Origin of the sequence: Halopseudomonas pelagia (assembly GCF_009497895.1) — a bacterium.
Taxonomy (GTDB): Bacteria; Pseudomonadota; Gammaproteobacteria; order Pseudomonadales; family Pseudomonadaceae; genus Halopseudomonas; species Halopseudomonas pelagia_A.
On the sequence record NZ_CP033116.1, the window covers coordinates 3,516,332 to 3,540,243 of the forward strand.

The 23,912-nt window shown below is 58.9% G+C and carries 22 protein-coding genes; 10 read left to right on the top strand and 12 right to left on the bottom strand.

Annotation, left to right across the window (positions count from 1 at the left end):
• Window positions 1–53: 53 nt before the first annotated feature.
• Window positions 54–1,667, top strand: coding sequence for an alkyl hydroperoxide reductase subunit F (gene ahpF, locus EAO82_RS16180; RefSeq protein ID WP_096348209.1), 1,614 nt, complete (start codon window positions 54–56; stop codon window positions 1,665–1,667).
• A 72-nt stretch (window positions 1,668–1,739) separates the two neighbouring features.
• Here the strand turns inward: ahpF and EAO82_RS16185 are convergent, their stop codons facing one another.
• Window positions 1,740–3,362, bottom strand: coding sequence for a methyl-accepting chemotaxis protein (locus tag EAO82_RS16185; protein ID WP_096348210.1), 1,623 nt, complete (start codon window positions 3,360–3,362; stop codon window positions 1,740–1,742).
• Between the two features lie 229 nt (window positions 3,363–3,591).
• Between EAO82_RS16185 and EAO82_RS16190 the strand changes: the two genes are divergently transcribed.
• A complete protein-coding gene (locus EAO82_RS16190; RefSeq protein ID WP_096348211.1) occupies window positions 3,592–5,463 on the top strand; it encodes a methyl-accepting chemotaxis protein in 1,872 nt (623 codons plus the stop codon).
• Here the strand turns inward: EAO82_RS16190 and EAO82_RS16195 are convergent, their stop codons facing one another.
• Genes EAO82_RS16195 through purU form a run of 3 tightly spaced genes read right to left on the bottom strand, consistent with a single transcriptional unit; the run spans window position 5,464 to window position 6,954 of the window.
• On the bottom strand, window positions 5,464–5,649 hold the full coding sequence (locus EAO82_RS16195; protein ID WP_096348212.1) for a hypothetical protein: 186 nt from the start codon (window positions 5,647–5,649) through the stop codon (window positions 5,464–5,466). It abuts the gene before it with no gap.
• Window positions 5,646–6,059: a CBS domain-containing protein gene (locus EAO82_RS16200; RefSeq protein WP_096348213.1), complete on the bottom strand. Its 414-nt coding sequence runs from the start codon at window positions 6,057–6,059 to the stop codon at window positions 5,646–5,648. The genes EAO82_RS16195 and EAO82_RS16200 overlap by 4 nt, the downstream gene beginning before the upstream one ends.
• A 43-nt stretch (window positions 6,060–6,102) precedes the next feature.
• Window positions 6,103–6,954: a formyltetrahydrofolate deformylase gene (gene purU / locus EAO82_RS16205; RefSeq protein ID WP_096348214.1), complete on the bottom strand. Its 852-nt coding sequence runs from the start codon at window positions 6,952–6,954 to the stop codon at window positions 6,103–6,105.
• A gap of 260 nt (window positions 6,955–7,214) precedes the next feature.
• On the opposite strand from purU, the gene mvaT reads away from it, so the two are divergent.
• Window positions 7,215–7,592: a histone-like nucleoid-structuring protein MvaT gene (mvaT, locus tag EAO82_RS16210; RefSeq protein ID WP_096348215.1), complete on the top strand. Its 378-nt coding sequence runs from the start codon at window positions 7,215–7,217 to the stop codon at window positions 7,590–7,592.
• Between the two features lie 70 nt (window positions 7,593–7,662).
• Here the strand turns inward: mvaT and sbcB are convergent, their stop codons facing one another.
• The 4 genes from sbcB to EAO82_RS16230 form a co-directional block, all read right to left on the bottom strand.
• A complete protein-coding gene (gene sbcB / locus EAO82_RS16215; protein ID WP_096348216.1) occupies window positions 7,663–9,129 on the bottom strand; it encodes an exodeoxyribonuclease I in 1,467 nt (488 codons plus the stop codon).
• Between the two features lie 58 nt (window positions 9,130–9,187).
• A complete protein-coding gene (locus EAO82_RS16220; protein ID WP_096348217.1) occupies window positions 9,188–9,577 on the bottom strand; it encodes a pilus assembly protein PilZ in 390 nt (129 codons plus the stop codon).
• A 1-nt stretch (window position 9,578) separates the two neighbouring features.
• Window positions 9,579–10,004 (bottom strand): DUF4124 domain-containing protein, encoded by a 426-nt coding sequence (locus tag EAO82_RS16225; protein ID WP_096348218.1) that lies wholly within the window; start codon window positions 10,002–10,004, stop codon window positions 9,579–9,581.
• A gap of 104 nt (window positions 10,005–10,108) precedes the next feature.
• Window positions 10,109–10,447 (bottom strand): tetratricopeptide repeat protein, encoded by a 339-nt coding sequence (locus tag EAO82_RS16230; RefSeq protein ID WP_410402961.1) that lies wholly within the window; start codon window positions 10,445–10,447, stop codon window positions 10,109–10,111.
• Window positions 10,448–10,679: 232 nt separating this feature from the next.
• Between EAO82_RS16230 and EAO82_RS16235 the strand changes: the two genes are divergently transcribed.
• The gene (locus EAO82_RS16235) at window positions 10,680–11,612 is read left to right on the top strand and encodes a universal stress protein (RefSeq protein WP_096348219.1); all 933 of its coding nucleotides are present in this window, start codon (window positions 10,680–10,682) and stop codon (window positions 11,610–11,612) included.
• A 14-nt stretch (window positions 11,613–11,626) separates the two neighbouring features.
• On the opposite strand, the gene EAO82_RS16240 is transcribed toward EAO82_RS16235, so the two are convergent.
• From EAO82_RS16240 to edd, 3 genes are read right to left on the bottom strand one after another with little or no spacing between them, the layout of a single operon-like run.
• Entirely contained in the window at window positions 11,627–12,277 is a 651-nt protein-coding gene (locus tag EAO82_RS16240; protein ID WP_096348220.1) for a bifunctional 4-hydroxy-2-oxoglutarate aldolase/2-dehydro-3-deoxy-phosphogluconate aldolase, read from the bottom strand.
• Window positions 12,278–12,287: 10 nt separating this feature from the next.
• The gene (gene pgl / locus EAO82_RS16245; protein ID WP_096348221.1) at window positions 12,288–13,007 is read right to left on the bottom strand and encodes a 6-phosphogluconolactonase; all 720 of its coding nucleotides are present in this window, start codon (window positions 13,005–13,007) and stop codon (window positions 12,288–12,290) included.
• Entirely contained in the window at window positions 13,004–14,839 is a 1,836-nt protein-coding gene (edd, locus tag EAO82_RS16250; protein ID WP_096348222.1) for a phosphogluconate dehydratase, read from the bottom strand. The genes pgl and edd overlap by 4 nt, the downstream gene beginning before the upstream one ends.
• 187 nt (window positions 14,840–15,026) lie before the next feature.
• Between edd and pyk the strand changes: the two genes are divergently transcribed.
• Window positions 15,027–16,478 carry a pyruvate kinase gene (gene pyk, locus EAO82_RS16255; protein WP_096348223.1) on the top strand — a complete coding sequence of 484 codons (1,452 nt, stop codon included), beginning with the start codon at window positions 15,027–15,029 and terminating at the stop codon, window positions 16,476–16,478.
• 376 nt (window positions 16,479–16,854) lie between these two features.
• Window positions 16,855–18,573 carry an L-lactate permease gene (locus EAO82_RS16260; RefSeq protein ID WP_096348224.1) on the top strand — a complete coding sequence of 573 codons (1,719 nt, stop codon included), beginning with the start codon at window positions 16,855–16,857 and terminating at the stop codon, window positions 18,571–18,573.
• A gap of 56 nt (window positions 18,574–18,629) precedes the next feature.
• Here EAO82_RS16260 and glcC read toward each other — a convergent pair whose 3' ends face one another.
• Entirely contained in the window at window positions 18,630–19,400 is a 771-nt protein-coding gene (gene glcC, locus EAO82_RS16265; RefSeq protein ID WP_096348225.1) for a transcriptional regulator GlcC, read from the bottom strand.
• Between the two features lie 235 nt (window positions 19,401–19,635).
• On the opposite strand from glcC, the gene glcD reads away from it, so the two are divergent.
• The 4 genes from glcD to EAO82_RS16285 are packed head-to-tail and all read left to right on the top strand — an operon-like array spanning window position 19,636 to window position 23,899.
• Window positions 19,636–21,135 carry a glycolate oxidase subunit GlcD gene (glcD, locus tag EAO82_RS16270; protein WP_096348226.1) on the top strand — a complete coding sequence of 500 codons (1,500 nt, stop codon included), beginning with the start codon at window positions 19,636–19,638 and terminating at the stop codon, window positions 21,133–21,135.
• Window positions 21,135–22,229: a glycolate oxidase subunit GlcE gene (glcE, locus tag EAO82_RS16275; RefSeq protein WP_096348227.1), complete on the top strand. Its 1,095-nt coding sequence runs from the start codon at window positions 21,135–21,137 to the stop codon at window positions 22,227–22,229. The genes glcD and glcE overlap by 1 nt, the downstream gene beginning before the upstream one ends.
• 33 nt (window positions 22,230–22,262) lie before the next feature.
• Window positions 22,263–23,480, top strand: a complete 1,218-nt coding sequence (gene glcF, locus EAO82_RS16280; protein WP_096348228.1) for a glycolate oxidase subunit GlcF — start codon at window positions 22,263–22,265, stop codon at window positions 23,478–23,480.
• A gap of 17 nt (window positions 23,481–23,497) precedes the next feature.
• Entirely contained in the window at window positions 23,498–23,899 is a 402-nt protein-coding gene (locus EAO82_RS16285; RefSeq protein WP_096348229.1) for a GlcG/HbpS family heme-binding protein, read from the top strand.
• The last annotated feature ends 13 nt before the right edge of the window (window positions 23,900–23,912 follow it).

Here is a 23,912-nt window from a genome sequence, read left to right on the forward strand (position 1 = left end):
GGGCCGGGTTTTTTATCGCCTGCATTTAACCAAATTTAAGGACGGACACGCTTATGTTGGACGCGAATCTGAAGAAGCAACTGGACACGTACCTGCAGAATATCGTTACCCCGATAGAACTCAGCGTGTCTGTTGATGACAGCCCCAAGAGCAAAGAGTTGAGCGAACTGGCGAGCGAGATTGCTGAAATGTCGCCCAAGATCGCCCTCAACTGGATCGAAGCTGAACGTACACCGAGCATGAGCATCGCCCAGAGCGGTGTGCCGCCGCGTATCAGCTTTGCCGGTTTGCCCATGGGTCACGAATTTACCTCGCTGGTACTGGCGTTGCTGCAATCTGGTGGCCACCCGTCGAAGGCCGATCCAGCACTGCTGGACCAGATCCGTCATCTGACCGGCGAATACCATTTTGAAACCTATATCTCCCTGTCATGCCAGAACTGCCCGGACGTAGTCCAGGCGCTGAATCTGATGGCGACATTGAATCCGAACATTACCCACGTCATGGTTGATGGTGCGTTGTTCCAGGACGAAGTGGAGCAGCGTCAGATCATGGCCGTGCCATCGGTTTATCTCAACGGCCAGCCGTTCGGCCAAGGCCGCATGACCCTGCCGGAGATCGTCAACAAGCTGGACGCCGGCGCCGGTAAGCGCAAGGCAGCCGAGCTGAGCGAAAAAGAGCCTTATGAAGTACTGATTGTTGGCGGCGGTCCAGCTGGTGCCGCAGCTGCCATCTATGCTGCGCGCAAGGGTATTCGTACCGCGCTGGTAGCAGAGCGCTTTGGTGGCCAGGTGATGGATACCATGGGTATCGAGAACTTTATTTCGGTCAACTACACCGAAGGCCCCAAGCTGGTTGCCAGCCTCGAAGAGCACGTCAAGGAATACGACGTTGAAGTGTTCACCGAGCAGACCGCGAGCGGCCTGAGCGCAGCTACTGCCGAAGGCGGTTACACCCAGGTAGAGCTGGAAAGCGGCGCCACGCTGTCCGGTCGCTCGGTCATTCTGGCCACCGGCGCGCGCTGGAGAGAAATGAACGTGCCCGGCGAGCAGGAATATCGCAGCAAGGGCGTTGCCTATTGCCCGCACTGTGACGGCCCGCTGTTCAAAGGCAAACGCGTTGCGGTGATCGGCGGCGGCAACTCAGGTATCGAAGCCGCGATTGATCTGGCCGGCATCGTCGAGCACGTCACCGTGCTGGAGTTTGCTGACACGCTGCGCGCAGATGAAGTGTTGCAGCGCAAGGCGCGCTCCATGCCGAACATCAAGATCATCAAGAGTGCTCAGACCACAGAAGTACGTGGCGATGGCAAGAAGGTGGTCGGGCTGACCTACACCGATCGCGAAACTCAGGAAAGCAAGCAGGTGGATGTGGCGGGTATCTTTGTGCAGATTGGTCTGATACCCAATACCGACTGGCTCAAAGGCGGACCGGTGACTCTGAGCAAGCACGGCGAGATCGAGATCGACAGTCGTGGTGCCACTTCCCTGCCGGGCGTATTCGCCGCAGGCGACGTGACCACCGTGCCGTTCAAGCAGATCATTATCGCCATGGGCGCAGGCTCCACTGCCGCTCTGGGTGCTTTTGACTACCTGATCCGCACCCCGGCTCCACAGAGCGCCGATACTGAAACCAAAGCAGTACAACAAAGCACTGAACCTGCTTGATATAACCCGCAGGCAGAAAAAAACCGCACCCAATTGGGTGCGGTTTTTTATTGCCTGCTTTTCGCTTGAGGCCTACAGCTTGAAGCGATTGACCAGATCGTTCAGATCCACGGCCAGACGCGACAACTCGCGACTGGAACTGCTGGTCTGCTCTGCCCCTGCCGCTGATTGGGTGGAGAGATCACGGATGTTGACCAGGTTACGATCCACTTCCCGCGCTACCTGCGCCTGCTCTTCCGCGGCACTGGCGATAACCAGGTTGCGCTCGTTGATCTGCAGGATCGCTGCGGTGATGACCTCCAGCGCTTTACCCGCCGCGTCAGCCTGTTCCAGCGTGCTGCCGGCCATGGTCTTGCTCATGTTCATCGCTTCTACCGAGCGTTCGGTGCCCTGCTGAATGGTACCGATCATCTCCTCAATTTCGCTGGTAGATTGTTGCGTACGGTGCGCCAATGCCCGTACTTCGTCAGCCACGACCGCAAAGCCACGGCCTTGCTCACCAGCGCGGGCCGCTTCGATCGCCGCGTTCAGCGCCAGCAGGTTGGTTTGCTCGGCAATGGCGCGAATCACATCCAATACACGACTGATGTTCTGTGCTTTCTCTGCTAGCTCCTGGACCTCAGTGGCAGTGGCCTGAATGGTTCCCGACAGCTTGTCGATGCTCGCCACCGTACGCACAACCTGCTGCTGACCCTCAATAGCGGTGTCGCTGGTGGCCCGGGACTGCTCGGAGGTGGAGACCGCGTTACTGGCGACCTCGTCAACTGCAGCGCTCATTTCGTTTACGGCAGTGGCCGCTTGTTGAATTTCATCGTCCTGACGCTGCAAACCACGGGTGGCGTCTTCTGTCACTGCGTTCAACTCTTCCGCCGCCGAGGCCAATTGCGTGGAGGAACTGGCAATCCCCTGCAGGGTGCTACGTAATTGCTCCTGCATCTTGGCCAGCGCACGCAGCAGGCGAGCAGGTTCGTCCTTGCCGGTGGCGGTTATCTGCTGGGTCAGATCACCGGTAGCCACTCTCTCGGTCACTTCAACCGCCTGGCGGATCGGCCGGACGATACTGTTGGTCAGTATCCAGGCGAGAAACACCGTCAGCAGCGCCGCCAGAATGATAAAGATGATGACCATTTGCTGCGCACTGGCGTAACTGGCCCGAGATGCCTCCCCGGCCTGAGCAGCGCCTTCCAGGTTGATGCGCTCCAGAGCCTGAAGACTTTGCACCATGGCGTCGGCCAGCGGGTTCAATTGCTCACTGATCAGTTCCAATGCCTGATCGTCCTGACCACCCAGCGCAAAGCGCGCAACGCGCGACTGCACCTGCATGTACTCGCCGCGCTGGCGGGTAAAGCTAGCAAACGCCTGCCGCTCTTGCTCGTGAACGATCATTTTTTCGTAAGCTGATTCAGCCGAGTTAAGATCGCCAATCAGTTTGACAATGGTGTTTTCCACCGCCTGTCTGTCACCCTGTTCCACCAACAACATGCGCAGCGTCAGCACCCGAATGCGCAGAATATCCTGACCAAAGCCACCGACCAGTTGAATGCTCGGCATCCACACCTGTTCAACTTCGCGGGCCTGATCGCGCATGCCGCCCATTTCGCGCATCGCCAGGGTACCCAGCAAGACCACGACAGCGGCAATAATGATGAAGCCGCCCGCCAGACGACCAGCAATAGACAGATTTCTTAGATTCATATCGAGTCTCTATTAGAGGAGTGGGTGTCGCGGCCAGTGAGGATGCGTAGGGTGGTTGTCGGCTGGGCATGCACTATCTTGATAGCTATTTTGAGAAATTGACTGAATGGTTTTTCGTCATGCTGATCGTCCGCCCCGAGCATTCTTTCCGACCAATAGCAGTATTAATCTTAAAGTTCTCTCGCCAGCGCACGTTACGCTGTTTAATACCCTTCAGAGCGCTGCTTTCATGCCCACTCATTTACGTTTCAGTCACAAGATACTAATGGCCGCCTGTGTGGTGGTGATGTCGGTGTTTCTGGCTTTCGCGGTCTACAACGACTACATCCAACGCAAGGCGCTGCAAGATAACCTGCGCACCTATCTGACCGACGCCGGCAGCCTGACTGCCGAGAACATCAGCAACTGGTTGTCTGGCCGTATACTGTTGATGCAGAGCCTGGCAGCGAACCTGGCAGCCGATGACGGCAGCCGCCGAATAGACCTGCTGGAACAGCGTACGCTGGAAGAGACTTTCGACTTCAGTTACCTGGGCGAGACCAACGGCGGCTTCACCATGCGCCCCGAGTCCGACATGCCCGCTGACTACGACCCCCGAACCCGGCCGTGGTACAGCGCAGTAAAAGCTCAGCGCTCAACCATTCTGACCGAACCCTATCTGGACGCAGCTACCGGCGACCTGATCATCACCGTAGCCACGCCCTCTGCCAATAACGTTGTTGGCGGTGATCTCAATTTGCAGAAAGTCTCCAGCATTATCAATGCGCTGGATTTCAATGGGATGGGCCACGCTTTTCTGGTCAGCAGCGACGGCACCGTACTGGTTCATCCCGACGCGGCGCTGCAAATGAAAAGCCTGGGTGCCGTTTTTGCCGGCGCCAGCCCGGCAATCGAGAATCGCCTGACCGAGGTCGAGCTGGATGGCCAACCACGTATTGTCACCTTCCTGCCGGTAACAGGTCTGCCCGGTGTCAACTGGCATGTGGGCCTGTCAATCGACAAGGATAAAGCCTTTGCCAGCCTGACCAGCTTCCGCGTCTCGGCGCTCATCGCTACCCTGGTGGCACTGGTCAGCATCGTGTTGTTGCTCGGCCTGCTGATCAACTACCTGTTGCGCCCATTGAACTCACTCAGCGCAGCTCTGGCTAACATCGCCCAGGGCGAAGGCGACCTGACCCAGCGCCTACCGGTGACCAGCAGTGACGAATTCGGCCGGCTTGCCGGCGCTTTCAACCAGTTTATCGAACGGATTCACGTCTCCATCCGTCAGGTAGCCTCTACCAGCGGCGAACTGAATAACGTCGCACTGCGGGTGCTGGATGCCTCAAACGCCAACCTGGCGAGTTCTGATGAGCAGGCCAGCCGCACCAACAGCGTTGCGGCGGCTATCAATCAGTTGGGCGCCGCGGCGCAGGAGATTGCCCGCAACGCCGCCGACGCGTCCAATCAGGCCAGCAAAGCGCGCCTGGGCGCTGAACAGGGCAGCTCTGTCGTTGCCGAGACAGTGCAGGCGATGCATGACCTTTCCGCTAAAATCGATAACGCTGGTGTCAGTATCAAGGCGCTGAACGCCAGGACCGCCGACATCGGCAAGATTCTCGACGTTATCCAGAGCATCTCAGAACAAACCAACCTGTTGGCGCTCAATGCTGCGATTGAAGCCGCCCGTGCCGGTGAAGCCGGGCGCGGCTTTGCCGTAGTGGCTGACGAGGTCCGCAACCTGGCGCACCGCACGCAAAGCTCAGCGCGGGAGGTTCACGAAATGATCGGCGATCTGCGTGGAGACGCTGCAACGGCCGTGCAGGCGATGGATGAAAGCAAGCGCTTCAGTGAGCATGGCGTCACGGTGGCAAGCCAGGCCGGGGAGCGCTTGGCCGAGATTACCGGCGGCATCGGTGAAATCGACAACATGAATCAATCGGTCGCGGCAGCTACCGAAGAACAGACCTCGGTCATTGAGAGCCTGAATGTAGATATTACCGACATCAATACGCTGAACCAGGAAGGGGTGGAGAACCTGCAATCCACACTCAGAGCCTGCCGCTCGCTGGAACAGCAAGTAGAGCACCTGCAGCAACTGGTCGGCAGCTTCCGAATCTGATCAGTCCTTTTCAGGGCTGGCAGAGTCGGCTGGCCAGAGTGCGCTGAAGTCGGCGCCTGATTCAGCGTTGAGGTCTTCGGGATCAAAGCGCGCCAGGCACCCGCCGCCGATGATGGTGGGCAACGCTGCGGCACCGCCATCGAGGGGGTCGGGGCTGTGCTCATCATCCTCAGAGTAAAAGCTCACTTGGGCGCTCCATGCTCGTTGTAAGCTTTGACCGCACGGAGGATATCCCGTCGGCTGATCTGCCCTACCAGGCGGCCTTCATCCACCACTGGCAAGCGTCGACGGCCCTTGTGGATGAAATGCTCAGCCGCCTTGACGATATCGGCGTCAGCATCAATCGTCTCTACGACGACCGTCATGACCGAACTGACTGTTCCACCCACTTCTTCATGGTAGCTGCCTGACAAGATGCTGCGCAGACAGTCACTCTCCGATAGCAGACCAACCAGATGACCTGCACGGTCAATCACCGGGGCTCCCGAGATGCGATTAATCAGAAGCACATCAATCGCTTTGAACAGATCCATATGCTCGTTGAAGGTCACCAGATCGCGGGTCATGTAGTCCCGCACTTTCACTGACTTGAGCATGCTGCCTCCTTCCGCTGAGGGATGTTCGTCCGTATGGCACCGGTCAGCCGAAAACCACCGTCTTGTTGTCGTGAACCAGCACCCTGTCTTCCAAGTGATAGCGCAAACCGCGGGAAAGTACCATTTTTTCCACGTCTTTCCCGAGCCGGACCATATCGTCCGCATTGTGCCGGTGACTAATGCGCACCACGTCCTGCTCAATAATCGGGCCGGCGTCCAACTCATCGGTAACGTAGTGACAGGTAGCACCAATCAACTTTACGCCACGTTGGGCCGCCTGATGGTAAGGCCTTGCGCCGACAAAGGACGGCAGGAAACTATGATGAATATTAATCACGCGATTGGCGAAACGCTTGCACAGTTCAGGCGGCAATATTTGCATGTAACGGGCCAGCACCACACAGTCCGCATGTTGTGCATCAATCAGTCTGGCGACCTCGTTAAACGCCGGAACTTTATTCTGTGGGTCTACCGGCACGTGATAAAAAGGGATGCCGTGCCACTCGACCATACTGCGCAAATCGTCATGATTGGAAATGACACTGGTTATATCGCAATCCAGTTCCCCGCTGTGCCAACGGTGCAGTAAATCAGCAAGGCAGTGTGACTCCCGGCTTGCCATAAGTACCACTTTCTTGCGTATTCCGGAGTCACTGACATGCCAGTCCATTTCAAACTCGTTGGCAATCGGCGTGAAGGCGGTGCGCAAACCCTCGAGATCAAAAGGCAGGGAGTTGGCTTTTATTTCATGGCGCATAAAGAACCATCCGGACAGATTATCTGAATGGTGGTTGGCCTCGGTGATCCAGCCATTATAAGTTGCCAGTACATTACTGACCTTGGCAACGATCCCTACCCGGTCAGGGCAAGCGATGACCAAACGAAAGGTACGCATAACAGACACTCCGGACGTGCGGGCCAGGCCCGTGGCAAAGACGCACATTCTATCTGTTCCCGCTGACAATACCAGCAGATCTCAAGTCACTGTGCCGGCTAATTAATGTTAGTTATTAAGAACAAGTTAAACACTGGGCCGGCTTTTATTATGGTTTTGCACACACACCAATAACTTACATATTGTATTAAGTTGGTGGTTGACCTATTATTAGTGAGTCAATTTTAAACGCTCAACCGCGCTCAAGAAGGTAACTTTACATGTCCTCTTTACAAGAATATCGCAACCTCCAACACACCATTCGTGAACTTACCGACCGCATGAACTCCCTGTCCAACGACACGAAGCTCAAGCAGGAAATTGAGTTTGAAGAAAAGGTACGCGCGCTTATGGCGCAGTACAACAAATCGCTGAAAGACGTTGTTGCCATTCTCGACCCGGACAATAAACTGAGCCAGGGCGGCAAGAGCAGCAAAACTTCAGGTGGCGTAAAACGTGCTCGCAAGGTCAAGCAGTACAAGAACCCGAAGACCGGTGAAGTGATTGAAACCAAAGGTGGCAATCACAAAGAGCTGAAAGCCTGGAAAGAAAAATACGGTGCTGACACGGTCGAGTCCTGGGTCACTATTCTTGGCTGATCTTCCCCGCTGATTTTTTTGGCACCTAAAGCCCCCGACCAGCAATGGCCGGGGGCTTTTGCTATCTGGACTAACCTTCCACACCACTCGGCGCAGTCACACCCAAGGCATTGCAGCGCGTCAGGGCGAACTGCTTCCAACTGCCCAGCAGGGCCTGCTGCCCGGAGTCAGTGCAGTGCGTGAGCGCCTCTTCTGCGGCTTGCAGAAAAGCTTGCAGCGTGACCGGCGCACCCGCCAGTTCGCCGCTCATACGACCCCTGCAGTACGTTTGCCATTGCGCCTGCTCGGCTTCATTCAAACTCGCAGGGAAGTTGCGCGCACGGTAGCGCAGCAGCATATCCACCAGCCGCTGATCGCGCAGCGGCCATTGGGTTTTGGCCAGCATGGGGCCGTCCGCCTCCCGAATCAGCGGCAGTATCCGCCGGTCCGCGTCGCCGATAAATCCCTCATATAACTGCAACTCGGGATCCGCCTGGGTCGGTTCGGCGACCGCTTGTGCGGTATAGATGGCCTGCAGCTTGGACTGCCCTGTCGTGCGCCAAACGCCCAGTTTCTCGGCATTCGCCAGCAGCGTCGGCATATCCAATTGCAGACGTTGAATATCTTCGGCGCGCAGCACTTTGGTATCCGCCAGGACCGGACATTTATTGATATGTACCAGTTTCAGGCCGGGACGCTGCTCGCCCTCGGGCAGATCTTCCCTGCGGGTATACAGCCGCTCTCGCACTTGCTCCGCAGTCATATCCATCAGCATCGCAGGATCCGCGGCCAGATCCCAGACGATCAACGCGTTCTTGTTTTGCGGATGCCAGCCCAGCGGCAACACCAGCGCCAGGCCCTGACGCTCGCGGCCGAAGCGGCCGGAGACATGTACCAGTGGCCTTACCTGTTGCAAATCAACCAGGGCGGTGACCCGCTGTTTGCTGCGCAGATCGAGCAGGTAATCGAACAATCTCGGCTGTGCAAGCTTCAAACACCGAGCCATGGCAATGGTCGCACGCACATCCGCCAGGGCATCGTGCGCTTGCCCATGATCTATACCGTTAGCCTGCGTCAGCAGCTCCAGGCGCAGGCTGGTGAAGCCCTCCTGTTGCGGCCACTCAATGCCATCTGGTCGCAGCGCATGTGCTGCGCGCAGGGCGTCGAGCAGGTCCCAACGGCTGTTGCCGCCCTGCCATTCACGTGCGTAGGGATCATGGTAATTGCGATACAGGGTAAAGCGGGTCATTTCATCGTCATATCGCAAGCTGTTATAGCCGACACTGCAAGTACCCGGCTCGGCCATCTGCGCATGCAATTGTGAGATAAATGCCGCTTCGGGCAAACCCTGGCTGGCTCGCTCAGGGCCGATACCGGTGATTAGGCAGGCCATGGGATGGGGTAGAACATCTTCGGGCAGGCGGCAATCGATACATAGCGGCTCGCCGATCTCGTTCAGATCTTCGTCGGTGCGCACGCCAGCCACCTGCAACGGGCGATCCCGTCGCGGGTCGATCCCGGTGGCCTCGAAGTCATACCAGAAGAAGGTGTTGCTCATGGTTGCCGCCCCTGTCCATAGCTTTGGTCAAGGGCGCAGGGTAACCCAATGGCCGGCGTCAGACATCTACCGAGTGGTGAAAACTGAAGTAGCGCTCCAATGCACGTGCGAGACCGGCGAACGCCTGCTGATTGCTGGTAATACTGAAGCCGCTGTCGTAATTACCTGGGGAGGCATCTGCTCGGCACCAGTGGCTGCGCGCGCTAAAATCCACCAGTTCGGCTTCGGCATCAGTGGATGAGGGTAACTTGAGCTGGAGTTCGTAGGAGGCGCCGAGCATGATCGGCAGGCTGCTGATCAGCATGATGCCTTGCTTGGAGATATTGCCCAAATAGCCAATCGGCTTCCCGGTGTGCCGGTTGTAGACCTGCAGGAAGCCGCCCAGCTGGTGTCGGGCGATGCAGCGCTGATCTTTGAGAGCTGCGCCACTCGGAGTGTTGGGTAGCATGTCAGCATCGCTCCCTTATCATTGCCTGAATCTCGGCTCGGCGCTCTTGGACGCGCCGCGTGTCAACTTCTACCTTTTTACCGCTGGCGTCCTCTTCATACCAGTACATTCGCCTGTCAAACTGTGCCAATTGCTTGCCCATGCGGTCGCATTCGAGCTGCTGGCGCTGGCGCTGTTCCAGGCGCAGGGCCTTTTCTTCATCGCGCTCGGTCTGCCTGACTTCCATTATCCGGCGCAGATTGTCTTCGCTCTGGCGCGTCTGCGCATCACGCTCGATGACCTGCGGTTTGACCACTACCACTTCAGAGCCAGGCTGCGGCCGCTGCGAGAAATGCACTCTCCCCTGCTCGTCTACCCAGCGATAAATCTCGGCATGGACATGCCCCGTCAACGACGCCAACAACAAGATTACCGGGAACCAACGCATGGGCTATCGTCCTTAATATGGGGCGTGGTCTGCTATAACTAGAATAGCCCAGCCAGGCGGCCATAGGCCACTGCCGAGCATCACGGGGTCCGGTCCGAGTAATCTCAGTCTTGGCTTGGCTGGTAATACCCGAGCTGACGCAGGGTTTCCAGACGCGCGGCTGCCCGGTAGCTATATTCGCTATGTGGGTAATGCGCCTGCAAAAACAGGTAGGTGTTAGCCGCATCCAGATACAGCGCCTGGCGCTCCAGACACAAACCACGCAGCAATGATACCTCCGGCTGGCGTTGCGGCGCACGGTAGCGCGTCCGCCGTTCGGCGCTAGACAGATGCAAGTACACCTGTTGGCAGTTATCGCTCGCATAAGCCTGGTAGGCATTGTTGATGTCGGCGTCATGATTCTGAGCAGCGCAGCCGGCCAAACCCGCCAGCAACGCCAGCATACCTATAGCTTTCATATCGGTTACCTGAGTGGTTATGCCCATCAATATCGGCAGCAGCATGAGTTTCTGAAGTGGAGCCCCCCACTGAGCTTTACCGCACATTATCAATAGGAGCGGGTAATTTGACCCAGGTCAGGTTCCGAACAGCCCCCATGTCCTATCTTGTAGATGACAGGGTGCTGTAACCGAATCAGCCGGGCGCGCTCGACGCCGTCACGGCCTGGAGGCAAGTATGAACTTTGAACATATGCTGGTAGTGATAGATCCGACAAGCGAAGATCGACAGCCGTGCCTGGAGCGCGCAATGCAATTGGCAGCCGAGCATTCGCGGCCGCGTTTGACGCTATTCATGTGCGAATTCAATTCGGCGCTGGAAGGCGGGGTTTTCTTTGACTCTGCCGGCCTGGAAAAGGCCCGGACCTCGCTCCTGATGCACCGACGCTCAAGCCTGGAACATCTGGCGCAACCCCTGCGTGACAAGGGCCTCGAAGTGACCACCGAGGTGGTATGGGGCAAGCGGCTGTCGCGGCACATCCTCGCTGCCGTGGCCAAACACAAACCGGATCTGGTGCTGAAGACCACCCATCACCACAACCTGATCAAGCGCCTGTTGTTGAGCAATAGCGACTGGGACCTGATTCGCCACTGCGAGATACCGGTATGGCTGGTGAAAACCGCCGGGGACCGTCTGACGAAACTGGCGGTGAGTGTCGACCCGCTACACGAGGCCGATAAACCAGCGGCTCTGGATCTGAAACTGATTGCTGGCGGACGCTCGATGGCAGAGCAGATTGGAGCCGAACTGCATCTGCTGCATTGCTATAACCCGCTGCCACGCACCATGGTGTTCGACGCCAGCCTGATCCACGATTACGACTCGTATGCCCATGATGTTCGCGAGCGTCACGCCAGCGCCTTCAATAGTCTGGCCGGCAGCAACGACATAGCCGACAGCGCTCGGCATTTGTTGCAGGGCTACCCCGAGGAAGCGATTCCGGTGTTTGTCGAGCAGCACGGCATCAACCTGCTGATCATGGGTGCCATCTCGCGCTCAAGACTGGACAGTGCCCTGCTCGGGCACACCGCCGAGCGATTACTCGATGAGTGTGCTTGCGATATCCTGGTGATCAAACCAGACGGCTTCGTCGATCCCAGCCAGCCTTGATCGGCCTGCTCGTACTAGCGCTTCTGCAGTAGCGCGACGGACGCGGCGCTGAGGCGGCTGATGGTTTGCCAATCAGCCGCCTCGACGGCCGCGCGCGGCGCCATCCATGTGCCGCCCACGCCCATGACATTATCCAGTGCCAGGTAATCAACGAGGCTTTCCTGACGAATACCGCCGGTGGGGCAGAAGCGTACACCGGCAAAAGGGCCTGAAAACGATCGAAGCGCCTGGATGCCCCCGCACACCTCGGCAGGAAACAGTTTGAAGCGGCGATACCCTAGCCGATAACCCATGAGAATTTCCGAAGCCGTGGCGATACCGGGAAGTAACGGCACCGGGCTTTCCAGGCCCAGCGTCAGCAACTCATCGGTACACCCGGGAGTGACAATAAACTGCGCCCCGGCGTCCAGCACCGACTGAAACTGACGGCCATCCAGTACCGTGCCCGCACCCACACACAACGTTGGCCGTTCGCGGCGCAACAGCGCAATCGCTGACATGCCCAGCGCCGTGCGCAAGGTGATCTCCAGCGTGGTGATCCCCCCCGCGGCGAGCGCATCCGCCAGCGGCAGGATATCTGCTTCACGCTGGATGCTGATGACCGGTAGCAGCGGCGCCTTGGCAAAAATAGCGTCCAGGCGTTGGGTGTTTTCTAACAGACTCATGTACGTCCTTTCAGCCTTCGGGGCTGTAAAAAATCTCCAGGGGCGGCGCCAGAAAGGCAGCCACCGGCCATTGGGTTGCCGGCCCGACAAAAGCGTCACAGAGGCGCTGGTATTTATCCTCGCCGGAGATGGCCAGGAGTTGCAAGCGTGCTGTGCGCAAGGCTGCTCCGGTCAGCGTCAGTCGTGGGGCCTGCTGCGGTCCGGGTACCGCCTCGCACAGGGCCGGCGCGTTCCGTGCCAGCCGTGCTTCCAGCCCAGGCTGTTCCGGGAAGAGTGACGCACAATGCCCATCCGTGCCCATGCCCAATACCACTACATCCAGAGGCAGCCAGGCCTGAAGAAAGGCGCTGGCAGCCTGGGCATCACTTTCAGGCTGCCGCTGCGGCGCTCCACCCTGATAAAGCCCATACCAGGTCGCACTGCGCAATGCCGTGGGCATACAGCGTCTGACCAGCCCGGCATTGCTGTCGGCGTGGGTGTCCGGCACCCAGCGCTCATCCACCAGAGTGAGGCGTATTCGGCTCCAGTTCACCGGCTGGCGATCCAACTGGCGCAAAAAGGCTTCGGGGCTGCGGCCCCCGGACAGGGCAAGGCTCGCCGTCGCAGATGTGCTCAGGGCGCGGTTCAAAGCCTCCGCCACCCGTTCAGCCAGTTGTTGCGCCTGTTCGGCAGCGCTGCTCGCTTGATGCAGCGGCAGGCCCCGGGCGGCGGCAAGACTGGATAGGCTCATGATTGATCGACCTGATCGGCAATCGCCAAAGACTCGGTAAAGCAGCTACCACCCTGCTCCGCGGGGCTGGCGGCGGCGCGCATGAATCCAAACATCTCGCGCCCCCAACCCCGACGCACCGGCTCACTGGGACTGACTGGCGGTCGAGCCTCGAGGGCTGCAGCGTCCATATCCACATGCAAGGTGCCAGCCTCCGCGTCCACGCTGACCCAGTCGCCGTCGCGCAAGCGGGCCAACGGGCCACCCGCAGCTGCTTCAGGGCACAGGTGTATCACCGCCGGCACCTTGCCGGAGGCGCCAGACATGCGGCCGTCGGTGACCAGTGCCACTTGAAAACCGCGGTCCTGCAGCAGGCCAAGGTACGGCGTAAGTTTGTGCAGCTCGGGCATACCGTTGGCCGCCGGTCCCTGAAAACGGACCACCGCCACCAGATCCCGCTCCAGCTCGCCGGCCTGAAAAGCCTGCACAAAAGCCTCCTGGCTCTCAAACAGACGGCAGGCCGCCCGCACCTTGCGGTGCGCGGGCGCAACCGCCGAGACCTTGATCACCCCGCGGCCCAGATTGCCTTCGACAATCCGCAGGCCACCCTCGGGAGAAAACGGCTGTCGCCACGTGCGCAGAATGCTCTCATCCAGGCTTTGCTGCGGACCGTCACGCCAGACCAACTTGCCCTGCTCCAATACCGGCTCGGCGGTGTAGCGGCGTAAGCCGCGGCCGGCGATGGTGTCTACGTCCTCGTGCAGCAAGCCGGCCTCCAGCAACTGGGAAAACAGCCACGCAGTGCCACCTGCGGCGTGAAACTGGTTTATATCGGCCTTTCCGTTGGGATACATCCGCGCGATGCTCGGAACGATATTGGAGAGGTCAGCCATATCTTCCCAACGTAGCTGCAGCCCGGCACATTGGCCGATAGCTACCAGATGCAAGGTAAGATTGGTTGATCCGCCGGTCGCCAACAGTAACACCAGCGCGTTGATCAAGGCTTTTTCGTTGAGGATCGACGCCATACTGCCCTGCCCGGCCCTGGCCAGGCGAGCTGCCTGTTCGGCCGCGTAAACCGTCAACGCATCGCGTAACGGTGTATTGGGCTGTACGAAAGAGGCGCCAGGCAATTGCAAACCCATCGCCTCAAGCAGAATTTGATTGGTATTCGCCGTGCCATAAAAGGTGCAGGTGCCAGCGCTATGGTAAGACTCGCTTTCGGCCTGAAGCAGCTCTTCCCGTGTCGCCTTGCCTTCGGCAAAGCGTTCGCGCACCGCGGCCTTCTCGGCATTCGGCAGGCCCGAGGGCATGGGTCCGGCGGGCACAAACACCACCGGCAAATGACCAAAGCGCAGCGCGCCCATCAACAGGCCAGGTACGATCTTGTCGCATACGCCGAGGCACAAGGCCGCATCGAACATATTGTGCGACAACGCCACCGCGGTGCCCATTGCGATCACGTCGCGGCTGACCAGCGACAGCTCCATACCGGGCTCGCCCTGGGTCACCCCGTCACACATGGCCGGCACTCCTCCAGCCACCTGACCGGTGGCACCGAAGGCACGCAAGGCCTGACGAATTTGCTCGGGAAAGCGCTCATAGGGTTGATGTGCCGAGAGCATGTCGTTGTAGGCCGTGACCATACCGACATTGACCTCGTCCATCATACGCAGCCGGTCTTTGTCGGTAGGTTGGCAGGCCGCCATACCATGGGCCAGATTGCCGCAGGAGAGCATGCGTCGACCCCGCGGTAAATCGCCCGCATCTGCCATCTGTTGCAGGTAGGCGGCGCGACTTGTCTGGCTGCGTATACGCAGCCGCTCGGTAACTTCGATCAGCCCCGGATGCATGATCTTTACCTCGACTAAAGGTTAAACGACGGCCTTAAAGTATGACCCTAAAGTGCCTGATGACATGCTCAATGCGCTAATCGAGCAGCTGACTACAGCCTGTCATGGTACTCGTTTATGATCTATTGTTATGCCCACATCAGCGCAAACGACCTATATCAACGTATCAATGACCTATGGATCTGCCATGACTCTACGTCGCACCAAGATTGTTGCCACCCTCGGACCCGCCACCTCCAGCCCTGAGCGCATTGCCGCGCTGATCGATGCCGGGATGAACGTCGCTCGCTTGAATTTTTCCCATGGTACCGCCGATGAGCACCGCGAACGTGCACGTCTGGTGCGCGAGATCGCCCGCGACAAAGGCACTCATGTTGCCCTGCTCGGCGACCTGCAGGGTCCAAAAATTCGCATCGCGCGCTTTACCGAAGGCAAGATCCAGCTGGAGGTTGGTGATCACTTCCGGCTTTCTACCAGCCATCCGCTGGACGATGGCAATGCCGACATCGTCGGTATCGACTATCCGGAGCTGGTCAATGACTGCCGCGCCGGCGACGAGCTGCTGCTTGATGACGGCCGCGTGGTCCTGCGAGTGGATAGCGTCGGCAAGGATGAGGTGCGTTGTACTGTGACCGCAGGCGGACCGCTGTCCAACCACAAGGGCATCAACCGCCGCGGTGGCGGACTCTCCGCTGCGGCGCTGACTGACAAGGACCGGTTCGACATCACGGTGGCTGCCGAGCTGCAGATGGAATACGTAGCGGTGTCTTTCCCGCGCGACGCCGCGGACATGCATCTGGCGCGCAAGCTGCTGAAGGACTCGGAATCCAACGCCTGGCTGGTGGCCAAGATCGAGCGCGCCGAAGCGGTGGCCGACCAGGCGACGCTAGACGGCCTGATTCTCGCCAGCGATGCGGTCATGGTCGCCCGCGGTGATCTGGGTGTAGAAATCGGCGATGCGGAACTGGTCGGGATCCAGAAGCTGATCATCAGCCGTGCGCGCAAGCAGAACAAGGTGGTGATCACCGCGACGCAGATGATGGAGTCGATGATCAGCAGCCCATTGCCGACCCGCGCCGAAGTCTCGGACGTGGCCAACGCCGCGCTGGATTATACCGATGCCGTCATGCTTTCGGCGGAAACCGCCGCCGGTTCGTTTCCGGTGGAAGCGGTGCAGGCCATGGACCGTGTATGTCGCGGAGCGGAAAAGCACCCAACCAGCCAGAACTCCGGACACCGTATGGGCCAGGAATTCGAACGCTGCGACGAGAGCATCGCGCTGGCGGCGATGTATACCGGCAATCACTTTCCCGGCGTGACGGCGATCATCAGCCTCACCGAGAGCGGCTACACGCCACTGATCATGTCGCGCATTCGCTCCCATCTGCCGATCTTTGCATTGTCTCCCAATGCCGAGACGCTGGGCCGGGTCGCCATGTTCCGCGGCGTGCAAGGCATCCAGTTCAATCCGGTGGAAATTACCTCCAGCGACGTCAACCAGGCAGCGGTCAACACTCTGCTGGACCGCGGGCATGTGCAGGCAGGTGACTGGGTCATTCTGACCAAAGGGGATGTCTACAACTCACGGGGCGGCACCAACTCGATGAAGCTGCTGCATGTTGGCGAGCGCCTTGTCTAAGCTTGTAACACCGCTTTTTGCCCTCTGAGTCTCTATCTCGGAGTTCCGGCTTCGAACCCCATGGCTTGCGCTTCCGTCAGGACGCAAGCCATTCTCCACCGCTCTCGTTCCTCCCAGCTTTTCTTTCGGCCGAAAGCGCTGCACATTAACTGGTATGACCAGTCAGAACGACTCCTCCAGAACCCTGCCATGTATTTATAAGCCGCTGAACTAGAAGCGATTTAACCCAATCCACCCTTGGCCGCGTAAAAATAACTGGTCCTACCACTTTGATAACGGCTAGACCTGCCTGATTGGCGGTAGCAGTATCTAGCGGTCACAGTTCGGCGCTGCACCTGAATGCGCGCTTCTCATAACAAAAATAAGGGAAATCCAGATGAGTCAAACGCTCTTGTCTCTGCTCGCATTTTTTCCTCTGGTTCTGGCGGGTATCCTGTTGATCGGGTTCCGTTGGCCGGCGAAACATGCGATGCCAGTCGTCTTTGTTGTCACCGTCATCATTGCCCTGCTTGCCTGGGATATGACCGTGGTCCGCGTCATCGCTTCCAGCCTTCAGGGATTGGTGCTTACTGCATCCATTCTGTGGATCATTTTTGGCGCGATTCTGCTGCTGAACACACTCAAACATTCCGGCGGCATCCTGGCCATTCGTAAAGGCTTCTCCGGCATCAGCCCTGACCGCCGGGTACAGGCGATCATCGTTACCTGGCTATTTGGTTGCTTTATCGAAGGCGCCTCAGGTTTTGGTACGCCTGCCGCAGTCGCTGCGCCGCTGATGGTCGCACTCGGCTTCCCTGCCGTGGCTGCTGTGGTGGTCGGCATGATGGTGCAGTCCACTCCGGTGTCATTCGGCGCTGTTGGCACACCCATGGTAGTGGGTGTGGGTGGCGGCCTGGATCAGGTTGCTATTGGCTCACAGCTAGCCACTACGGGCGCCAACTGGGACAGCTTCTTCCAGTTGATCGTATCTGAAGTAGCCATCATGCACGGCATCATCGGCATTCTCATGCCGTTGTTCATGGTGATGGTCATGGTGCGCTTTTTCGGCAAGAACAAATCCTGGTCGGAAGGCCTGCAAATAGCACCATTTGCGATCTTTGCCGCACTCGCCTTCGTTATTCCCTATGTCATGGCGGGCGTTTTCCTCGGTCCGGAATTCCCATCCATGATCGGTGGTCTGGTGGGCTTGGCGATCGTGGTACCGGCGGCCAAGGCCGGCTTCCTGATTCCCAAGGAAAGCTGGGACTTCGCCGATCCGAAAGATTGGCCAGCCGAGTGGATGGGTAGCATCCAGATGAAACTGGATGACGTTGCCGGCAAACGCCCCATCGCTATCTGGATGGCCTGGTTGCCCTATGTGCTGCTCGCGGCGCTGCTGGTGTTCTCACGCACCAACGCCACCGCCAAGGCTGCGTTGAACTCGATCAGCCTGCGCTTTACCGACATCATGGGTGAAGCCGGCCTGTCCGCCAGCCTGGAACCGCTCTACCTGCCAGGCGGCATTCTGGTGATGGTGGTGATTCTGACCTACTTCATGCATCGCATGTCTTTCAGCGAGATGAAGCGCGCCTTCGGCGAGTCCACCAACACCATCATTGGTGCTGGCTTTGTGCTGATCTTCACCATTCCGATGGTGCGTATTCTGATCAACTCCGGCGTGAACATGTCCGATCTGCCGTCCATGCCAGTGGCGATGGCCGAAGCGGTTGCGTCATCGGTAGGCAATGTCTACCCGCTGTTCGCGCCAATGGTCGGTGCGTTAGGCGCCTTTATCGCTGGCTCCAACACCGCCTCCAACCTGATGCTCTCGCAGTTCCAGTTCAATACAGCTGAGCTACTGGGTGTTTCGGGTGCTTTGATTGTAGCGGCGCAGTCAGTCGGTGCGGCAGCAGGCAACATGATCGCCATTCATAACGTGGTAGCTGCTTCGGCGACAGTCGGCTTGCTCGGACGCGAAGGTATCACCTTGCGCAAGACGATTCTGCCCACCATCTACTATGTGACGGCGGCAGGCATTCTGACCATGCTGGCAATTCACGTCTTCGGTGTCGGCGACCCGCTCTCTGCTGCGGGCCTGACCACCACCGGGAACTAAGCCAAGCATTGCTGGGTGAAAATACTGACCGGATTGGCAGCACTTCCGCCATCCGGTCAGTGCCAACCCTCAAGCCGCATGGTAGCCCGTTCCAGTCGCTGCTCTTCGCTTTCAATATCGTGCAGGTTGTCGCGAATGCTCTGGATGTGATCAATGGCCGCACGCTTGGCCTGGATCGGCAAACGCTCCATCACCGCGTGATACAGACGGGCATGCTGACGATCGAGTTGACGTTTGTGCACCGGCCGGTGATACAGATTCTTGACCGAGGCAAACACGGAACTTAGCAGCAAACTGGTTAAGGACTGCAACGTATGCACCAGCACCGGGTTATGCGACGCATCACAGATAGCCAGATGAAAGGCATGGTCCAGGCGCGCCAAGGCTTCCGGATCCTTTATCGATCCGCTCTCGTGGGCGGCGACCATTTCATCATAACGCCGCTGGATCAGCACAAAGTCCGCGTCAGTACCGCGCAAAGCGGCCAACCTGGCCGATTCACCCTCCAGCAACGCCCGCACTTCCAGCAGATCAAACAGCGTTCTCGGATGGTTATTGAACAGATGCATCATCGGCGTCTCGTCACGATTGCCCATCAAGTTGGCCACGTAGGACCCACGCCCTTGATCCGTCCTGATCAGACCCCTGCCGCGCAATACCTTCAGCCCTTCACGCAGTGCACTACGGGAAATACCCAGCTTTTCGCATTGCAGGCGTTCCGAGGGCAACACCTGGCCCATCTTCAACACGCCGTCTGCAATCAGCTTTTCAATGCGATCAGCCACCACATCACCCACTTGCCGCCGCTCGGGAACAGTTTCAACCATAAAGCAAAACCTTGTTTTAGTTACTGGTCCTACCAGATTAGAGCTAGGCTGAAAACAAAGCCACTACAAAATTTATTTAGCCCATATTGCTCACTCGCAGCCACAAAACGGCTATCGGGCGCCGAAAAAACTGGTCCTACCAGCAGGCTTTATGCTGGACGACCAGCCAACATGACCGCACTATTCAGGCCATTTTCTGATCCCTGGCCAGCATCTATACAACAGGTGACACCCGATGAATCTTCTCTATGACGAAAAGCTCGACGGCCCCCTGCCCCCCGTGGACAGAACGGCGCTGATCGAAGAGCTACAGCAAACGCTGCCGGATATGACGCTGCTGCACGAGCGCGAAGATCTGCAGCCCTTCGAATGCGACGGGCTGGCGGCTTACCGCATTCTGCCGATGCTGGTGGTGATTCCCGATACCGTCGACCAGGTCCAGGCATTCATGAAGATCTGCCACCAGCGCAAGGTCCCTGTGGTTGCACGCGGGGCCGGCACCGGCCTGTCCGGCGGCGCTTTGCCGCTGGAAGGCGGCGTGCTGCTGGTACTGGCGAGACTGAAGACCATCCTCGAGATTAATCCTGAAGGTCGCTTTGCCCGGGTACAACCCGGCGTGCGCAACCTGGCGATCTCGGAAGCGGCGGCGCCCTACCAGCTGTATTACGCGCCGGATCCGTCCTCGCAGATCGCCTGCTCGATCGGCGGCAACGTCGCGGAGAACGCAGGCGGCGTGCACTGCTTGAAATATGGCCTGACCGTGCACAACCTGCTGAAACTGGAAATCATTACCGTCGAAGGCGAGCGCATGACACTCGGCTCCGACGCACTGGACAGTGCCGGCTTTGATCTGATGGCGCTGTTTACCGGCTCCGAAGGCATGCTCGGCATCGTGGTCGAAGTCACGGTCAAGCTGCTGCCGCGTCCGCAGGTGGCCAAGGTATTGATGGCCAGCTTTGATGACGTTGGCAAAGCCGGCAAAGCCGTGGGGGACATCATCTCCGCCGGCATCATTCCTGGCGGTCTGGAAATGATGGACAGCCTGGCCATTCAAGCCGCAGAAGACTTTATTCATGCCGGCTACCCAGTGGATGCCAAGGCGATTCTGCTCTGCGAACTCGATGGCGTCGAAGCCGACGTGAACGATGAATGCGAGCGCGTACGCGCAGTGCTGGAAAACAGTGGCGCCACTGCCATCAGCCTGGCAAAGGACGATGCCGAACGCGCGCTGTTCTGGGCCGGTCGCAAAAACGCCTTCCCGGCGGTGGGGCGTATTTCCCCGGACTATTACTGCATGGACGGCACCATCCCCCGCCGTGAACTGCCCCGAGTGCTGCAGGGCATTGCCGATCTGTCGGTGGAATACGATCTGCGCGTGGCCAATGTCTTTCACGCTGGCGACGGCAATATGCACCCGCTGATCCTGTTCGATGCCAACAAGGAAGGCGAGCTGGAGCGCGCCGAAGCCATCGGCGGCAAGATTCTTGAGTTGTGCGTCGCCGTCGGTGGTTCTATCACCGGCGAACACGGAGTGGGCCGCGAGAAGATCAACCAGATGTGTTCGCAGTTCAACGACGACGAGCTGTTGACCTTCCATGCGGTCAAGGCCGCCTTCGATCCCGACGGTCTGCTCAATCCGGGCAAGAACATCCCGACCCTGAACCGCTGCGCCGAATTTGGAGCCATGCATATTCATAACGGAAAGCTGCCTTTCCCCGAGCTGGAGCGTTTCTGATGACAGCGACCCATACCCATTCGGCCCGCCCAGGCGAACGCCCTGCCTCCACGGCTGAACAACAATTGCAGCAGCAGGTGCTTGATGCCCTGCTGAGCAAAACCCCGCTGGCCATTCAGGGCGCCAACAGCAAGGCCTTTCTTGGCCGGCCTGTGACCGGGCAGGTGCTCGACACCCGCCAGCACAGCGGCATCGTCAATTACGACCCGACTGAACTGGTGGTCACCGTGCGCAGCGGTACGCCGCTGGCAGAACTGCTGGATGCGCTGGATCAGCAGGGCCAGATGCTGCCCTGCGAACCCCCTGTTTTCGGTGGTGCAGCCACCGTTGGCGGCATGGTCGCCGCCGGGCTCTCCGGTCCGCGTCGACCCTGGTCCGGCTCGGTACGTGATTTCGTGCTGGGCACCAAGGTGATCACCGGGCACGGCAAGCTGATGCGCTTTGGTGGCGAGGTGATGAAGAACGTCGCCGGTTACGATCTGTCTCGCTTGATGGCCGGCAGCCATGGCCTGCTCGGCGTGCTCACCGAAGTATCTATGAAAGTGCTGCCCAAGCCGGTATGTACCCACCATCTGAGCCTTGACCTGCCCGTAGAAAAAGCGCTGTTGAAGCTGGCCGAATGGGGTCAGCAACCGATTCCCATCACTGGCGCATGCCATATCGACGGGCAACTGCGTCTGCGCTTGGAAGGCGGTATCGGCTCGGTCCGTTCAGCTGCTGACAGGATTGGCGGAGAAGAATTGGATCCCGCGTTCTGGACTCAGCTGAACGAACAGCAACTGCCGTTCTTCCAGGACCCACGCCCGCTGTGGCGGCTGTCGCTACCGGCAGTTACTCCGGAGATCGATCTATCCGGCGATGCCTTGCTGGACTGGGGCGGTAGCCAGCGCTGGCTGAAAAGCGACGCCTCAGGCATGGATATCCAGGCGCTGGCCGCCCAGCACGGCGGCCACGCCACCTGCTACACCGCAGGCATTACCGACACGCCTTTTCAGCCACTGGCGCCGCTGCTTGAGCACTATCATCGCCGGCTTAAAGCGCAGCTGGACCCACAGGGCATATTCAACCCGGGGCGCAGCTATGCAGCCATTTAACTCAGGCCATGCTTTGAGACTGGAGATTTAACCATGCAGACGAATCTTACCGAAAAGGCGCGCAAGCTGCCCCGCGCCGCAGAGGCGGAAAGCATCCTGCGTTCCTGCGTGCATTGCGGCTTCTGTAATGCCACCTGCCCTACCTATCAGCTGCTGGGTGACGAGCGCGATGGCCCAAGGGGACGTATCTACCTGATCAAGGCCTTCCTTGAAGGCGAAGAAACCACCCGCGAAACCCAGATTCATCTGGACCAGTGTCTGAGCTGCCGCAACTGCGAGACCACCTGCCCGTCTGGCGTGGAATATCACACGCTGCTGGATATCGGCCGTGAAGCCATGGCCGGCGAGATCGAACGGCCACTGCAGGAGCGTGTATTGCGTTCGGCATTGCGTACTGTGGTGCCCAATGCAGGCACCTTCAAAACCCTGCTCAAAGCCGGGCAGATGGTTCGGCCGTTTATGCCGGCAGCACTGAAGGACAAGATTCCCGGCCAGATCACGCCGGCCAAACCGCGCCCGACGGCAAGACATGCCCGCCAGGTACTGGTTCTGGAAGGCTGCGCCCAGGCTGGGTTATCACCAAATACCAACGCCGCCGCCGCACGAGTACTGGATCGCCTGGGTATTTCACTGAAGTCGATCAACGAGGCTGGCTGCTGCGGCGCTCTGGACTACCACCTGGACGCGCAACAGGCCGGCCTGGACCGTGCCCGCAACAATATCGACGCCTGGTGGCCGGCGATTGAAAACGGCGCCGAAGCCATAGTGCAAACCGCCAGCGGTTGCGGTGCCTTTATCAAGGAATACGCGCACCTGCTGAAGAACGACCCCGCCTACGCCGAGAAGGCCGCGAAAGTCAGCGCCCTCGCGCTGGATCTGGTGCAGGTACTGGAAAAGGAAGATCTGCAGCCCTTGCAGGTCAAGACTAGCCAGCGCCTGGCTTTCCACTGCCCCTGCACATTGCAACATGCGCAGAAGCTCGGTGGCCGCGTGGAGCCGATCCTGAAAAAACTCGGTTTCAGCCTGACTTTCGTTGCCGATGGCCATCTGTGCTGCGGCTCGGCCGGCAGCTACTCGATCACCCAGCCGGTGCTCGCCAAGCAGCTGCGGGATAACCGCATGAACGCGCTGGAAGCCGGCAAGCCAGACACCATCGTCACTGCCAACATCGGCTGTCAAACCCATCTGGGCTCGGCAGACAGAACCCCCGTGCGCCATTGGATCGAAGTGGTTGAAGACGCACTCACCTGAATACTGGAGAAATAACAATGCTGAGCAAATCCGTACTGACCCTCGACGAAGCCAATAGCATGATCGATGCCGCCTTCGCTGAAGCCGACAACAATGGTTGGAAAGTCACCGTGGCCGTGGTCGATGACGGCGGTCACCTGCTGGCGATGCGTCGCATGGACGGCTGCGCGCCAGTGGCTGCCTATATCGCTCCGCAAAAAGCCCGCAGTGCCGCACTGGGTCGCCGCGAGACCAGCGAGTTCGAGGCCATGATCAATGGCGGCCGTACCGCGTTCCTGTCCGCTCCGGAAATTACCGGCCTGCTGGAAGGCGGCGTGCCGCTGAAAGTGGAAGGCCAGGTTGTTGCTGCGATTGGAGTTTCCGGCGTCAAGCCAGACCAGGACGCGCAGGTTGCCAAAGCCGGCATCGCCGCGCTCTAAACCACGCTCTTAG

What these genes read in the sequence shown, in the direction of transcription:
- ahpF (WP_096348209.1), top strand. Translation starts at nt 54, where the DNA reads ATGTTGGACGCGAATCTGAAGAAGCAACTGGACACGTACCTGCAGAAT.
- EAO82_RS16185 (WP_096348210.1), bottom strand. Translation starts at nt 3,362, where the DNA reads ATGAATCTAAGAAATCTGTCTATTGCTGGTCGTCTGGCGGGCGGCTTC.
- EAO82_RS16190 (WP_096348211.1), top strand. Translation starts at nt 3,592, where the DNA reads ATGCCCACTCATTTACGTTTCAGTCACAAGATACTAATGGCCGCCTGT.
- EAO82_RS16200 (WP_096348213.1), bottom strand. Translation starts at nt 6,059, where the DNA reads ATGCTCAAGTCAGTGAAAGTGCGGGACTACATGACCCGCGATCTGGTG.
- purU (WP_096348214.1), bottom strand. Translation starts at nt 6,954, where the DNA reads ATGCGTACCTTTCGTTTGGTCATCGCTTGCCCTGACCGGGTAGGGATC.
- mvaT (WP_096348215.1), top strand. Translation starts at nt 7,215, where the DNA reads ATGTCCTCTTTACAAGAATATCGCAACCTCCAACACACCATTCGTGAA.
- sbcB (WP_096348216.1), bottom strand. Translation starts at nt 9,129, where the DNA reads ATGAGCAACACCTTCTTCTGGTATGACTTCGAGGCCACCGGGATCGAC.
- EAO82_RS16220 (WP_096348217.1), bottom strand. Translation starts at nt 9,577, where the DNA reads ATGCTACCCAACACTCCGAGTGGCGCAGCTCTCAAAGATCAGCGCTGC.
- EAO82_RS16225 (WP_096348218.1), bottom strand. Translation starts at nt 10,004, where the DNA reads ATGCGTTGGTTCCCGGTAATCTTGTTGTTGGCGTCGTTGACGGGGCAT.
- EAO82_RS16230 (WP_410402961.1), bottom strand. Translation starts at nt 10,447, where the DNA reads ATGCTGGCGTTGCTGGCGGGTTTGGCCGGCTGCGCTGCTCAGAATCAT.
- EAO82_RS16235 (WP_096348219.1), top strand. Translation starts at nt 10,680, where the DNA reads ATGAACTTTGAACATATGCTGGTAGTGATAGATCCGACAAGCGAAGAT.
- EAO82_RS16240 (WP_096348220.1), bottom strand. Translation starts at nt 12,277, where the DNA reads ATGAGTCTGTTAGAAAACACCCAACGCCTGGACGCTATTTTTGCCAAG.
- pgl (WP_096348221.1), bottom strand. Translation starts at nt 13,007, where the DNA reads ATGAGCCTATCCAGTCTTGCCGCCGCCCGGGGCCTGCCGCTGCATCAA.
- edd (WP_096348222.1), bottom strand. Translation starts at nt 14,839, where the DNA reads ATGCATCCGGGGCTGATCGAAGTTACCGAGCGGCTGCGTATACGCAGC.
- pyk (WP_096348223.1), top strand. Translation starts at nt 15,027, where the DNA reads ATGACTCTACGTCGCACCAAGATTGTTGCCACCCTCGGACCCGCCACC.
- EAO82_RS16260 (WP_096348224.1), top strand. Translation starts at nt 16,855, where the DNA reads ATGAGTCAAACGCTCTTGTCTCTGCTCGCATTTTTTCCTCTGGTTCTG.
- glcC (WP_096348225.1), bottom strand. Translation starts at nt 19,400, where the DNA reads ATGGTTGAAACTGTTCCCGAGCGGCGGCAAGTGGGTGATGTGGTGGCT.
- glcD (WP_096348226.1), top strand. Translation starts at nt 19,636, where the DNA reads ATGAATCTTCTCTATGACGAAAAGCTCGACGGCCCCCTGCCCCCCGTG.
- glcE (WP_096348227.1), top strand. Translation starts at nt 21,135, where the DNA reads ATGACAGCGACCCATACCCATTCGGCCCGCCCAGGCGAACGCCCTGCC.
- glcF (WP_096348228.1), top strand. Translation starts at nt 22,263, where the DNA reads ATGCAGACGAATCTTACCGAAAAGGCGCGCAAGCTGCCCCGCGCCGCA.
- EAO82_RS16285 (WP_096348229.1), top strand. Translation starts at nt 23,498, where the DNA reads ATGCTGAGCAAATCCGTACTGACCCTCGACGAAGCCAATAGCATGATC.